The organism is Sphaerisporangium sp. TRM90804 (genome assembly GCF_029846175.1).
Lineage (GTDB): Bacteria > Actinomycetota > Actinomycetes > Streptosporangiales > Streptosporangiaceae > Sphaerisporangium.
Genome location: NZ_JARWAC010000016.1, coordinates 104253 through 117178, shown reverse-complemented (window position 1 = coordinate 117178; position 12926 = coordinate 104253). Strand labels below are relative to the sequence as shown.

Below are 12926 nucleotides of genomic sequence, written 5' to 3'. Positions count from 1 at the left end.
TAGAAGATGCTTCCGAGGCCAACCCTGGCCGCACCCGGCCGGGCCGGGCACGCCGGCGGCCGCCCCGCGACCGGACGGCGGGACCGGCCGCACGAACGCCCCCGCGGTTTCCCGCTACAGGGCGCGGGCCGTCCAGAACAGCATGTTGAGGTCGCGGTACAGGCCCTTGCGGTTGTCGGGGACGTTGGCGAACAGCATCGCCGGCTTCTTGCCGTTCGTCGCGATGACCATGACATACGCCTGGGAGGCCCGCCGGACGCCGTCCTGGGTGTAGGTGACCTTGTAGCCGACCATCCAGCCGAGGTTGTACCGGGCGGGCTGGGACGCCGTCCAGGTGAACCTCGACCCGGCGGGCTGGTAGCGCAGCGTCCAGCGCGCCGCCCGGGCGGCCAGCCTGCGGACGTCCGCCTGCGTCGCCGGGGTCTTGGCCACCGACACCGGCACCGGGGCCGAGGCGATGAACGCCTGCCGCCGCGCCGGCCCGGCCTTCTGCGCGGCCGAGAACGGGGCGCGCGACGCCTTGGACCAGGGGGTTCCGTACCGCGCGTAGCTGATGCCGGCCCTGGTGTCGGTCACGTAGGAGACGATCGGCGAGCCGGGCGCCGGGAACACCGTCATCGCCTTGGCCGCAGGAACGGGCGGGACGGCGATCGGCCGGGGCGCGGGCGTCCCGGAGCCGGAGGCCGAGCCCCCGCCCTGCGCCTGGTCCACCCGCACCGGCTCCGGCCTGTCGCCGGAGAACAGCGCGAAGATGAGGACGACGACGAGCGCCGTGGCCAGCGTCGCGCCGATGCCGTAGACGACCCTTATCGGGACGTCGCCCACCCTGAGCACCAGCCCGGCCAGCCACGACGGCCGCTCGGCACGGCGGGGAGCGTCCGGGATCGGGGGGTACGACGGCGCGCCGTCGCCCCGCGAGGCGCCCGCCGGACGGCCGGGCGGACGGGCGCCGCGGGGGAACGCTCCAGCGGACCGCCGCAGGTCGGTGGTCGTGCCGTCGTCGGGGGGCTCCGCGCCGGCGTCGCCGGCCTCGGGCCGCCACGGGATGCCGGCGCCCTCCAGCCTCTCCCGGCGGTCGGCGACCTCGTGCCCGGCCTGGCCTGCCGCGGCCCCGGACGCCCTCCAGGCGTCCTCGCGTCTCGTCCGGCCACCGGCGGTCTCGGTGGACGTCCAGGCGTCCTCGTCTGCCGTCCGGGCGGCGGCGGCCTCGGCGCGCGCGGCGTCCACGGCCCACACCTTGACCGCGTCCATGCGGGCGGTGTCGGCGTCGGCCACCTGCCGGGCTGCGGCGGTGGTCTCGCCGGCGGGCTCGTCGTGCGGGTCGTCGTCCTCCCGGCGCGGTGCGGAGCCGGCCTCGCGGGCCTGGCCGTCCTCACGCGCGCGGGCGGCCTCGGCGGCCCGCGCGCGTCCGCGGGCCGTCTCGGCGTGGGCGGCGTCGGTGAAGGCGCGCGCCTGCTCGGGGGTCATCTTGGGTAACGGCGAGGTCGGCGCGTCGTAGGAGGGAACGTATGTGGGAGGCCGCCCCGACCCAGGGCGGCTGGAGGAGTTCCCAGAGCCGTCCGTCATGTCGGCAGACTACGTCACAATTCCTGATCCATGCGGGTCGGCCCCGCCGGGTGTCACCGGAGCGGAACGCAAGCCTGGCCGAGAGAGCGGCGCGGGGGCGCCGCGGACCACGTTCGCCCAGGCAGCGTACCCCGAGACACGCGAGGTCACGGGGTGTTTCGAGGGGCGTATCTTGAGCCAGGGTCGGGAATCCCCTTTTGCATGGAAACGACACCAGACAAACGGCGAACCGGACACACCGCCCGACACGTGCTCGCTGCCGGGGTGGCCGCCGTCCTGGTGACATCGGGCGGGTGCGCGCCCGCGGCCTCGCCCGCGGCCACGGGGTCCCAGCCCAGCGGCGGCGACACCGGCACCCCCGCGCCACCCCCGCCCCCGCCCCCGGTGACGACGGTCGCGGAGGAGCAGGCGTACGAGCGGGTCATCACGCAGGTGCTGCCGTCGATCGTGCAGATCAACACCGCCGGAGGCCTCGGCTCGGGCGTCGTGTACGACACCAGGGGGCACATCCTCACGAACGCCCACGTGGTCGGCAAGGCGACCAGCTTCGAGGTGACGCTGGCCACCGGCGGCAAGCCTCGCCAGGCCAAGCTCGTCGCCTCCTACCCCCTCGGCGACCTGGCCGTCATCCGGGTGAGCGACACCAACGGGCTCAACCCGGCGACGTTCGGCGACTCCGGCAAGCTCAAGGTGGGGCAGATCGTGCTCGCGATGGGCAACCCGCTGGGCCTGTCGGGCAGCGTCACCAACGGCATCATCTCCGCGCTCGGCCGCACGGTGACCGAGCCCCAGGGCGAGGGCTCCCCCGGCGCGACGATCACCAACGCCATCCAGACCTCGGCCGCGATCAATCCGGGCAACAGCGGCGGCGCGCTCACCAACATGACGGGCGAGGTGATCGGCGTCCCCACGCTCGCCGCCATCAACCCCGACCTCGGCGGCGGCGCCGCCCCGGGCATCGGCTTCGCCATCCCGAGCACCACGGCCAAGGACGTCGCTGATCAGATCATCAAGTACGGCAAGGTCACCAACAGCCGCCGCGCGGCCCTCGGCGTGCGCGTCAACACCGTGGTCGCCCCCGACGGCCGCCCCGTGGGCGTGGGCGTGGCCATGGTCGAGCCCGGCGGCGGCGCCGCGAAGGCGGGGATCAAGGCGGGCGACGTCATCCTCAGCGTCGAGGGAAAGCCGACGCCGACGGCCGCCGCCCTCTCGGAGGTCCTGGCCACCCTCAAGCCCGGCCGCCAGGTGAAGGTCGAACTCCTCAGCCCCGACGGCAGGACCCGCACCGTCGCCGTCACCCTGGGCACCCTCGCCTCCGGCTAGGCAGTGTCCCGCGGATCATTTGACTGGGTCGCGGAGCCAGATGTGGCGAACCCAGCCGCGATCCGGCGCGCGAAGTGGCTTGACGATCGGGCTCGGCCCGGTCGAAGATGTGCCGCATGAGGATCCACAGAAAGGGTCATGCCGCGTAGGCGCCCCGCCGCCATACGGGCGGAACTGCCCCTGCACCCGCGTTCACCGGGTCCTCTCTGGCCCTCGCGGTCGATACTGCCCTTGTCCATATACCGGCAGGTCAGGGCCATAGAGAAGAAGAAGCTGGATAAAGACGCCGTTGAGCGTGCCCTGGGGGCGTGGAAACAACACGCGCGCTGTGCTCCATACGCCTCGCCTGAGTTCATGATGTTGGAGGTCGGCCACACGTGGGCCGACCCGCCGTACACCCGCGACGTGATCGAGGAGGCCGTCCGCGCGCTGCCGCCGAGAGCGGCCGGCGTCCTCGCCGCGGCCGTGCGTCCGATCGACAGGATGGCATTCGCGCGTACGCTGCCCGATCCTTTCGCCGATCCGGGAGGTCCGTGGTGGCACCGCAGGCTGTGGATCCGATGAAGCCGCCAGGCAGCGTCGTAGATCTTGGTTTGGTTTGTCTGGTAGATCAGTTCTGTGGATGAGGAGCGGTTGAAGCGGCACGATCTGACCGATGGTGAATGGGCTCGGTTGGAGGTGTTGCTGCCGTCGATGAGGCCGCGGCGTGGTGGCCGGTGGGCTGATCATCGGATGGTGATCAATGGTGTGTTCTTCCGGACCCGTACGAGCGGTCCTTGGCGTGATCTGCCTGGCTGTTATGGGAACTGGAAGACGGTCTATAACCGGCATCGTCGCTGGTCACTGGACGGGACGTGGGCCAGGATCCTCGATGGGCTGCGGGCCGGGTGTGATGAGGCCGAGGGCAAGGACTGGACGGTGAGTGCGGATTCTACCATCGCTCGTGCGCATCAGCACGCGGCTGGGGCCCGGCGGGCTCCGGCCGCTGATGACCGTGCGGGGGGCTGGATCGAATGACAAGAATTCGGTCGGCCGGGAGGCGTTGGGCCGGGACGGCACTGGCTCGCCGAAAAGCGTGGTGACGACGCGAGGGTGAGGGGCGAGCAGACCGGCGGGATACCTCAGGCCGTGGTCGGTTGGTGGTCGCGCCGTCAGGGGCGGCCGCGTCTCTTGCCGAGGAGGAAGGCCACGGCCGCGACGGCGATGATCAGCCAGAGGACGGCGGCGACCTCGAGGTCGGAGGCGGCCACCAGGGTGAACAGGGCGCTCATGCTGAGGCCGCCGGCGATGGCCGCCGTCGAGGGGGCCATCTCGAAGCGCTTGCGCGAGGGGCGGGCTTCGAGCTTGGCGTCGATGCGCTCGTCGATCGTGCGGCCGATGCGGTCCACGAGCTGGTCCGCGAGCGCGTCCTCGTAGTCCGTGCCGAGCTCGCGCCGCGCCGCGAGCGTGGCGGCGACGTCGTCGCGCGGGATGGGGTGGGCCATGCCCGAATTGTGGCGAACAATCGGAGGCCCGGCCACTTTCTCCTCGAAACCGCAGTGTGCGTCGCGTGTCGCCTGCCGGAGGGGCACACCCACGCTCCACCTTACGAAGGAGATGACGGGAATATTTCATCCTTTGTCAGCATGCGTCCCCAGGCGCGGGTGATCGAGAATCGCCTCAGCCCGGCTTCACCGCCGGGCCGAGCACGCCAGGAGCCGTCGTACCCGCTGTCGCGAGCACGGCCCGGGCACCATCGCCGGGGGAAACACGCGCGTGCGTTCAGGGGGCACGGGTGCGAGGCACGTCATCCGTTGATTGGAGACATGTGCGAAGAAGAGTTCCCCTCATCGCTCTCGCCGTCGCCACCGCCGCCTCCCTGTTCCCGCTGTCCTCGGCGGGGGCACGGACGCTGCCGGGCGCCGCGGCCCCCGGAGCGGAGGCCGTCGCGAGCGGGGCCGCCGGGAAGCCCTCCTCCATCGCGTGGGCGCCCTGCACCGACTTCCCGCCGGAGATCACCGGCGTGGAGTGCGGGACGCTGAAGGTCCCGGTCGACTGGGACAGGCCACGCGGCGCCACCATCGACCTGGCCCTGGCCAGGCGCAAGGCCACCGACCCCGCGGCCAGGATCGGCTCGCTGGTGATCAACCCCGGCGGGCCGGGCGGCTCGGGCGTCGACTTCGTCGGCTACGCCGAGGGCTACTTCACCGAGGAGGTCACCCGACGGTTCGACATCGTCGGCTTCGACCCGCGCGGCGTGGCCCGCAGCAGCCCGGTCGTCTGCTCCGCCGAGCTGCTGCGCACGGCGCCGTACCCGATCCTGCGCAGCGAGGCCGAGTTCAACGCCTTCAGGACCTTCGCCCGCAAGCTGCACAAGGACTGCCGCGCCCGCACCGGGCCGGTGTTCGACCACGTCGATTCCGGCAGCGTGGCCGAGGACATCGACGCCATCAGGGCGGCGGTCGGCGACGAGAAGCTGTCGTACTACGGCATCTCCTACGGCACCCTGATGGGGCAGATGTACGCGGAGAAGTTCCCCCGCAAGATCCGCAGCATGGTGCTCGACAGCAACATGGACCACAGCCTGGGGATCAAGGACTTCATCGACACCGAGGCCGCCGCCGCCCAGGACTCGTTCGACGAGTTCGTGGCCTGGTGCGAGCGCGAGGAGGCCTGCGCACTGCACGGGCGGGACATCCGCGCCTTCTGGGCCGACCTGCTCGCCAGGGCCGACCGCGGCGAGCTGGCCTTCCCCGACGACCCGGACTACAAGCTGACCCAGCTCGACGTCATCGGCCTCGCCTTCGGCGCCTTCTACGGCCCCGCCTGGGGCCCGCTCGCGGAAGTGCTGGTCGCACTCGACACCGGGGAGGAGCCGCCCGCCGGGGAGCTCACGCGGTTCCTGCGGGCCAAGGCCGCCGAGCCCGTGGAGCTGGCGTACCTGCCCGACCAGGTCTTCTGCGAGGACTACCGCCTGCCGGTGCGGAACTACCGCGAGTACGCCGAGCACCTGCGCCGCTCCGCGCGGATCGCGCCCGACATGCGGCTCAGCCCGCCCGCCACGGTGCTGACCGCGATCTGCCTCGGCCAGGAGGCGCCGATCCCCAACCCGCAGCACCGCCTGGACGTCGACGGCGCCCCGCCGCTGCTGCTCGGCAACGCGCTGCACGACCCCGCCACCGCCTACCCCTGGGCGGTCAACGCCGCCCGGCAGATCGGCCGCGAGGCGACGCTGATCACCTACGAAGGGTGGGGCCACGGCATCTACGGCCGCGGCGACTGCCCCACGGCGGCCATCGACCGCTACCTGGTCTCCAGGAACGTGCCCCCGAACGCCATCACCTGCCCGGCGATCCCGCCGGCCGAAGCGCGGACCCTGAGCCGGCCCTCGCTGCCGCAGCGTCCCGGCCCCTACCCGAACCTCCCCGCCTGGGGCTTCTGACCCAGACGCACCGACACCGGTGACCACATGAAAACGCCTCCGCACCGGCCCTGGGGCCGGTGCGGAGGCGTTGTTCGGGTGGAGGTGGCGGGAATCGAACCCGCGTCCTTCGGCACCGCTACAAGGCTTCTCCGGGCGCAGCCTGCTGCGATTTTCTCAGCCCCGGCGATCACACAGGCATGTCGCCGACGAGCTCAGTCACTGTTAGGTTTCCCTATCGGCCCCGTGACCGGGTCGATCGGTTGAGCCTCCTAGCGATGCCAGTTCCGGGCCGGAGGCACTCCCGGGCTGACAAGGGCCTGGTCCTCGCTTAGGCGGCGAGGGCCATACGGCCCTGAGTGCGCGTGTTATCGGCACTTATGGTTTGCGGTCACAGTGTTAACGAGGTTATGTCCGCCGTCCTCGGCCCGCTTCCCTTGCCACGACATGTCGAAGTCGAAACCGGTCACCCCCTGGTGGGAGTCGCCGCACGTACCCCGGAAACATGCGTTCCCGAGTATCCCATGCAACCACCGCGACGCCAACTTGATTCCCGCGCCCGCCGGGGCGCCGACACCCCCGGGGACGTGGCACGAGGCGCACGCCCCCGAGGGCCGACCGGCAGGGTCGAGCCGGTCCGGACGGCAGGGCTTCCCCCGAGATGAAGCCCTGGTCTCATCACGGCGACTGAGCCCGCAACCCCCAAGCGGGCCCAATCATCGAGGAAGACGCGGGATGTGCCCCCGGAGGTTGCTCGCCCGGCCGACCAATTTCGGCCGGGCGCGTCGCCGGGCTCAGGACGCGGTGACGCCGGAGCGGAAGAAGGCGCCGGCCATGCGGGCGCCGGCCGCGGGGTCGGTGGTCTCGGCGAGGACGGCCACCGCGACGTCCCCCTGCCAGCCCACGAACCACGACAGGTTGCGCTGCCGCTTCTTGTCGGTGTACGTCACCGCGGAGGAGACCCCGTGGACGGGCTCGCCCGGCGCCGCCGCGGCGACCGCCGTGCCGGAGGTGACGCCGGCTCGCATCATGGCGCGCAGCCCGTCGAGCGTGCGGGTGTCCAGCGGCACGGGGCTCGGCGCGACGGCCGGCTCGACGTCGGCCGACGGGTCGGGCGAGGAGGGCGAGGTCACGAGCGTGGGCGGCCGCCAGGTGCCCGAGGCGACCGCGCCGGCCACCAGGGCCATCGCCAGCGGGCTGACCCGCACCGACTGGCCGGCGATCACCCGCGCCTTGGCGGCGTCGGTTGAGGCCGCGGGCACCGTGCCGCTGAACGACCGCAGCGGGAGGCCCCAGTCGCCGCCGATGCCGAAGTGGGCCGCGGACTTGGCGAGCGCCTGGGCGTCGATGCGGCGCGACAGGGCCGCCAGGGCGGTCACGCACCCCTGGGCGAAGCCGGCGGTGACGGTGGGGGCGGTGCCGGCGGGGGCCGTGGCCTGCTGGAAGCGCGCGCCGCCGACCGTGCGGTCGGCCGGGCACGGCACCCGCTGCTTGCGGTCGAGCCCGGTCGCGAGCAGCCCCTCGGCGGCCACGATCGAGAACGCCGTGCCGGGCGGGTAGCGCCCGGCCAGCGCGTCGTGCTCCTGGTGCATGTCGTGGGAGCCGACGGCCAGGATCTCCCCGGTGGGCGCGTCCACGGCCACCAGCGCGGCGGGGGCGCTCCCGCCGACGGCGAGGTCGGCCGCCCGCTGAACGCCCTTGTCGAGGGTGGTCTTCACCGAGGTGTTGAGCCTGCCCTCCCACTCGGCCAGCTCGGCCACCTGCTCGCCGGTCTTGAGGTCGTAGGTGATGACCCGGGTGCCGGTGGAGCCGGTGAGCTGATCCTGGTAGGCCTTCTGCAGCCCGCCCTGGCCGACGGTGTCGCCGGCGCGCTGAGGCCCGCCGAGCAACTGCTCGGTCTCGGGGGTGATCGTGCCGACCTTGCCGATGATCTCGACGGGCTGCGCGGGCGCGACCGGCTGCTGCTTCTTGTCGATCTGCAGGCCGGCGATGCCGTCGAGCCGGTCGCTGAGCTGGGCGTACTTGGCACGGCCGAACGTCACCAGCGGGACGAACGACTGCGGCGGCGCGGAGACGATGCGGCTGAGCAGGCGGTCCTGCGCAAAGCCGGTGAGCTGGAAGAGCTGCTCGCACAGCGTCTCGCGGTCTTTCAGCGTGGCCGGGACGACGCCGGCCACGTACAGGGTCGCCTCCTCCTGCAGGGGGTCTCCGTTGCGGTCGAACACCGGCTGGCGCGGCTCGGAGGGCGCGTCCACCGCGAAGCGCTGCCCCTCGCGCAGCTCCGGATGGATCACGCTCGGCGACCAGCGGACCTTCCACCGGCCGTCGACCAGATGGAGCGGCAGCTTGTTGTCGTACTGCCACAACGGGTTGTTGTCGCCGAGGTCGACCTGAACGTGGAAGGTGGCGTCGGCGGTCTCGCCGCTGGTCTTCAGGCCCTTGAGCGAGAAGCGGATGGACGCGGCGTCGAGCTGCAGGCCGACGTTCTCCAGCGCCGCGCTCACCTTCTCGGGGTCGCCGTCGGTGCGCCGGGCGGCGTCGGCGTACCGGCCGGTCTGCCACCCGACCAGGAACTCGCTGACGGCGTCGTGCGGGGACGTCTCGGCGAAGCACGCCGACAGGGCGGGGACCGCCACGGCGAGCGACAGGCCCGCCGACAGCGCCCTCTTGAAACGCACGGCTAGCGCCACGACCGACCGCACCTCACCTGTTGCGGTGGCGCAGAGCGCGGGACATCTCGCGCGTCGCCTGCTTCTCGGCGAGGTCCTGCCGCTTGTCCCAGGTCTTCTTACCCCGGGCGAGGCCGATCTCGATCTTGGCCCTGCCGTCCTTGAAGTACAGCGCGAGCGGGACCAGCGTGAGACCGGACTCCTTGGTCTTGGCGACGAGCTTGCCGATCTCCTTGCGGTGCAGCAGCAGCTTGCGAGGCCGCCGCGCCGCGTGGTTGGTCCACGTGCCCATGTGGTACTCGGGGATGTGCACGTTCATCAGCCAGACCTCGTCGTCCTTCACCTGGGCGTACCCGTCGGTGAGGCTGGCCCGGCCGGCACGGAGGGACTTGACCTCCGTGCCCATCAGGACCATGCCCGCCTCGTAGGTGTCCTCGATGTGGAAGTCGTGCCGGGCACGCTTGTTCTGGGCGATGAGCTTGCGCCCCGTCTCACGTGGCATGGCAGCGAGCCTACCGGGGACCGTCACACCCTCAGGTAACGCCGCAGGGTGACGAAGGAGGCCAGGATACAGATCAGCACGCCGACCACGGTCGTCAGCGTGATCACCTGCGCGACGTCGCTCCAGTCGAGCTGGGTGGACAGCACGAAGTACGCCTGCATCCCGTCGAACAGCACGATCTTCGCGACGATCAGCAGGATCGCCGAGATCACCCCGCCGATCAGGCCGGCGATCGTGCCCTCCATGACGAATGGAAGCTGGATGTACAGGTTGGAGGCGCCGACCAGCCGCATGATCCCGGTCTCGCGTCTGCGGTTGTACGCCGACAGCCGCACCGTGTTGCCGATCAGCAGGATCGCGGCGAACACCTGGATGAGCGCCACCACGAGCGCCGCCCAGCGCAGCTTGCCCATCAGCCCGAAGAACTTGTCGAGCAGCTGCTGGTCGTTGACGACGTTCGACACCCCCGGCGCGCCGCTGAGGGCGGCGAACACCGCCTCGTACTCCTCGGGGTTGTGCAGCTTCACGCGGAAGGACTCCGGCATGTCCTCGACCTTGACCGCGGACAGGAAGACGCTGTTGCTGCTGTAGGCGGCCTTGAAGTTCTCGTACGCCGCCTGCTGGTTCTCGAAGAAGACGTCGTCGACCTGCGGCATGCTCTTGATCTGCGCAAGCAGCGCCTGGCGCTCCTGCGTGTTGACCGCGCTGCGGCCCTTGCACGCCTCGAACGGGTCGTTCTTCTTGCACAGGAAGGCCGAGAGCTGGACCTTGTCAGCCCAGTAGGTGCTCATGTTCCCGACCTGCGCGTTGATCATCAGCCCGATGCCGAGCAGTGCCATGCCGATGGCCACGGTCACGATCACCGCGATGGTCATCGTCAGGTTGCGACGAAGGCCGATCCAGACCTCAGAGAAGATGAAGTTTGCGCGCATGCTTTTGGGTGTCCCCTGTCGCTCTCGCCTAAGTGATCAGTACGCCTGGCCGTAGACGCCGCGCGACTGATCCCGGACGATCTTTCCGTCCTCCAACTCGACCACGCGTTTGCGCATGGAGTCGACGATGGCGGCGTCGTGGGTGGCCATGACGACGGTGGTGCCGGTCCGGTTGATGCGGTCGAGCACCTTCATGATCCCGATGCTGGTAGCGGGGTCGATGTTACCCGTGGGCTCGTCCGCGAGCAGGATCATCGGCCGGTTGACGAACGCGCGGGCCATCGCGACCCGCTGCTGCTCGCCGCCTGACAGCTCGTCCGGCATGCGGTGGGCCTTGCCGTCAAGGCCGACGAGCTCGACGACCTCGGGCACCACCTTGCGAATGAACCGCCGGGGCTTGCCGATCACCTCCAGCGCGAACGCCACGTTCTCGTAGACGTTCTTGTTGGGGAGGAGCCGGAAGTCCTGGAACACGCAGCCGATGCGGCGGCGCAGATGCGGCACCTTGAAGTTCGACAGGCGCGCCAGATCCTTACCGGCGACGTGGATCGCCCCGGAGTTGGGGCGCTCCTCCTTCAGGACCAGACGGAGAAAGGTCGACTTCCCCGACCCCGAAGGACCGACCAGGAACACGAACTCGCCCTTGTCGACATCCACGCTGACGTGGTCGAGGGCGGGGCGGTTCTGGTTAACGTAGACCTTGGTGACATTATCGAAATGGATCACAGGCGCATCACGGCATGCCAGTCTAGGGGTTGGGACGGTCGCGGACGTGGCCGCGTTGGCCACATCGCATTGCTGCCGACCGGAGGCCGACGGTCTTTACCATTGATCGACGTTCCGGTTGGCCGAGGCTCAGTCTAGGGGTAACACTGGCATGGAACGTCCATAACGGAAACAAAACGATTCCACACTCGCTAACGGGCCGGTAAAGCGACCACCGCGGAGAGGAAGATCCCCTTGAGCTGCGAACATCTCGTCTGCGCCCAGTGCGCGGGACCGGTCGTGGAGGGGCGCTGCGCCTCCTGCCGCGCCGGCAGGAACCGGCTCCACCAGCACGGACAGGGGGGCCTGCCGCCCCTGCTGATCGCGATCATCCTGATCGCCCTGCTGTTCTTCACGCTGACCCTCCGGCACCTCTACGGGGCCTGAGAGCGCCGCACGCCCCTGACGAAGGTAGGGTCGAGGGCGCCTGAGGCGCGCCCGCGATCGGAGCGCAGAGCCCCGGACGCACTCCTACCGCGCCCGCCACACACCCGTACCGGCCGCCGAGGCTCACCCCACATCTGAGCGCCGCCGGGCGCGGCACGAGGCCGCCGCCGGGAGCCGCGCGGGCCGCCGTGCGGCCCGCGGGGTCAGTTGGAGCCGCCGGACTCCAGCCGGCGCATCCAGCGGATCTCACCCTCGATGAAGCCGTCGATGTCGCCGTCGAGCACCGAGGTCGGGTTGCCCGCCTCGACGGACGTGCGCAGGTCTTTCACGATCTGGTAGGGATGCAACACGTAGTTACGGATCTGCGTGCCCCAGGAGGTCGTCGACTCGCCGCGCAGCTCGGACATCTTCTCGGCCTCTTCGTGCCGCTTGCGCTCCAGCAGCTTGGCCTGCAGGACCGCCATCGCCGAGGCGCGGTTCTGGAGCTGGGAGCGCTCGTTCTGGCAGGACACCACGATGCCCGTGGGCATGTGCGTGATGCGCACCGCGGAGTCGGTGGTGTTGACGCCCTGGCCGCCCGGGCCCGAGGACCGGTAGACGTCGATGCGCAGATCATCCTCGTTGATGTCGATGTGGTCGGTCTGCTCGACCACCGGGACGATGTCGACGCCCGCGAAGGAGGTCTGGCGGCGGCCCTGGTTGTCGAAGGGGCTGATGCGGACCAGCCGGTGGGTGCCGTGCTCGCCGCGCAGCGTGCCGTAGGCGTAGGGCGCCTTGACCGCGAAGGTGGCGGACTTGATGCCCGCCTCCTCGGCGTAGGAAGTGTCGTAGACCTCGGTGGAGTAGCCCTTGCGCTCGGCCCAGCGAAGGTACATGCGCATGAGCATCTGCGCCCAGTCGGCGGCGTCGACGCCGCCGGCCTGGGAGTTGATCGTGACGAGCGCCTCTCGCGCGTCGTACGGCCCCGACAGCAGGGTGCGGACCTCCAGGGCGTTGACGTCGTTGCGGAGGGACGCGAGCTCGCGGTCGGCCTCCTCGCGGGTCTCGGCGTCGTTCTCGCCCTCGGCGAGCTCGAAGAGCACCGCGACGTCCTCCAGCCTGCGGACCAGCCCCTCGACGCGGTTGACCTCGCCCTGGAGGTGCGAGAGCTTGCTCGTGACCTTCTGGGCCTGCTCGGGGTCGTTCCACAGGTCGGGCGCGGCAGCCTGCTGCTCCAGCTCGGCGATCTGCTTGCGCATGACGTCGAGATCGAGCACGTCCTGAATGCTTCTCAGCGTGCCGGTAAGCTCGTTGATCTCTTCTGCGGGATCGATGGCTGCCACATCTGCCAAGGGTACGCGACTTCGGCGCCGCCGCGCGCGTGGCTAGCATGGGCGTCGGCG

12 protein-coding genes and 1 other RNA gene are annotated in these 12926 nt (G+C 70.7%); 5 read left to right on the top strand and 8 right to left on the bottom strand.

Annotation, left to right across the window (positions count from 1 at the left end; all coding sequences use genetic code 11):
• Nucleotides 1-114: 114 nt before the first annotated feature.
• The gene (locus tag PYR91_RS20915; RefSeq protein ID WP_279781944.1) at nucleotides 115-1566 is read right to left on the bottom strand and encodes a hypothetical protein; all 1452 of its coding nucleotides are present in this window, start codon (nucleotides 1564-1566) and stop codon (nucleotides 115-117) included.
• Nucleotides 1567-1815: 249 nt separating this feature from the next.
• Between PYR91_RS20915 and PYR91_RS20910 the strand changes: the two genes are divergently transcribed.
• The 3 genes from PYR91_RS20910 (at nucleotide 1816) to PYR91_RS20900 (ending at nucleotide 3906) form a co-directional block, all read left to right on the top strand.
• Entirely contained in the window at nucleotides 1816-2889 is a 1074-nt protein-coding gene (locus PYR91_RS20910; protein ID WP_279781942.1) for a trypsin-like peptidase domain-containing protein, read from the top strand.
• A 354-nt stretch (nucleotides 2890-3243) separates the two neighbouring features.
• The gene (locus PYR91_RS20905; protein WP_279781940.1) at nucleotides 3244-3453 is read left to right on the top strand and encodes a hypothetical protein; all 210 of its coding nucleotides are present in this window, start codon (nucleotides 3244-3246) and stop codon (nucleotides 3451-3453) included.
• Nucleotides 3454-3522: 69 nt separating this feature from the next.
• Nucleotides 3523-3906 (top strand): IS5 family transposase, encoded by a 384-nt coding sequence (locus PYR91_RS20900; protein ID WP_279782348.1) that lies wholly within the window; start codon nucleotides 3523-3525, stop codon nucleotides 3904-3906.
• Nucleotides 3907-4040: 134 nt separating this feature from the next.
• Here PYR91_RS20900 and PYR91_RS20895 read toward each other — a convergent pair whose 3' ends face one another.
• Nucleotides 4041-4373 carry a hypothetical protein gene (locus tag PYR91_RS20895; RefSeq protein ID WP_279781939.1) on the bottom strand — a complete coding sequence of 111 codons (333 nt, stop codon included), beginning with the start codon at nucleotides 4371-4373 and terminating at the stop codon, nucleotides 4041-4043.
• 323 nt (nucleotides 4374-4696) lie between these two features.
• Here PYR91_RS20895 and PYR91_RS20890 point away from each other — a divergent pair, with 323 nt between their 5' ends.
• Nucleotides 4697-6310 (top strand): alpha/beta fold hydrolase, encoded by a 1614-nt coding sequence (locus tag PYR91_RS20890; protein WP_279781938.1) that lies wholly within the window; start codon nucleotides 4697-4699, stop codon nucleotides 6308-6310.
• Between the two features lie 76 nt (nucleotides 6311-6386).
• On the opposite strand, the gene ssrA is transcribed toward PYR91_RS20890, so the two are convergent.
• The 5 genes from ssrA to ftsE form a co-directional block, all read right to left on the bottom strand.
• Nucleotides 6387-6763, bottom strand: a transfer-messenger RNA (tmRNA) gene (gene ssrA, locus PYR91_RS20885).
• Nucleotides 6764-7083: 320 nt separating this feature from the next.
• Nucleotides 7084-8967 carry a penicillin-binding transpeptidase domain-containing protein gene (locus PYR91_RS20880; RefSeq protein ID WP_279781937.1) on the bottom strand — a complete coding sequence of 628 codons (1884 nt, stop codon included), beginning with the start codon at nucleotides 8965-8967 and terminating at the stop codon, nucleotides 7084-7086.
• Nucleotides 8968-8992: 25 nt separating this feature from the next.
• Entirely contained in the window at nucleotides 8993-9460 is a 468-nt protein-coding gene (gene smpB, locus PYR91_RS20875) for an SsrA-binding protein SmpB (RefSeq protein WP_279781935.1), read from the bottom strand.
• Nucleotides 9461-9483: 23 nt separating this feature from the next.
• A complete protein-coding gene (ftsX, locus tag PYR91_RS20870) occupies nucleotides 9484-10392 on the bottom strand; it encodes a permease-like cell division protein FtsX (RefSeq protein ID WP_279781933.1) in 909 nt (302 codons plus the stop codon).
• Nucleotides 10393-10428: 36 nt separating this feature from the next.
• On the bottom strand, nucleotides 10429-11118 hold the full coding sequence (ftsE, locus tag PYR91_RS20865; protein WP_279781931.1) for a cell division ATP-binding protein FtsE: 690 nt from the start codon (nucleotides 11116-11118) through the stop codon (nucleotides 10429-10431).
• Nucleotides 11119-11352: 234 nt separating this feature from the next.
• On the opposite strand from ftsE, the gene PYR91_RS20860 reads away from it, so the two are divergent.
• Nucleotides 11353-11544 (top strand): hypothetical protein, encoded by a 192-nt coding sequence (locus tag PYR91_RS20860; protein ID WP_279781929.1) that lies wholly within the window; start codon nucleotides 11353-11355, stop codon nucleotides 11542-11544.
• 203 nt (nucleotides 11545-11747) lie between these two features.
• On the opposite strand, the gene prfB is transcribed toward PYR91_RS20860, so the two are convergent.
• On the bottom strand, nucleotides 11748-12866 hold the full coding sequence (gene prfB, locus PYR91_RS20855) for a peptide chain release factor 2 (protein WP_279781927.1): 1119 nt from the start codon (nucleotides 12864-12866) through the stop codon (nucleotides 11748-11750).
• Nucleotides 12867-12926 lie beyond the last annotated feature (60 nt).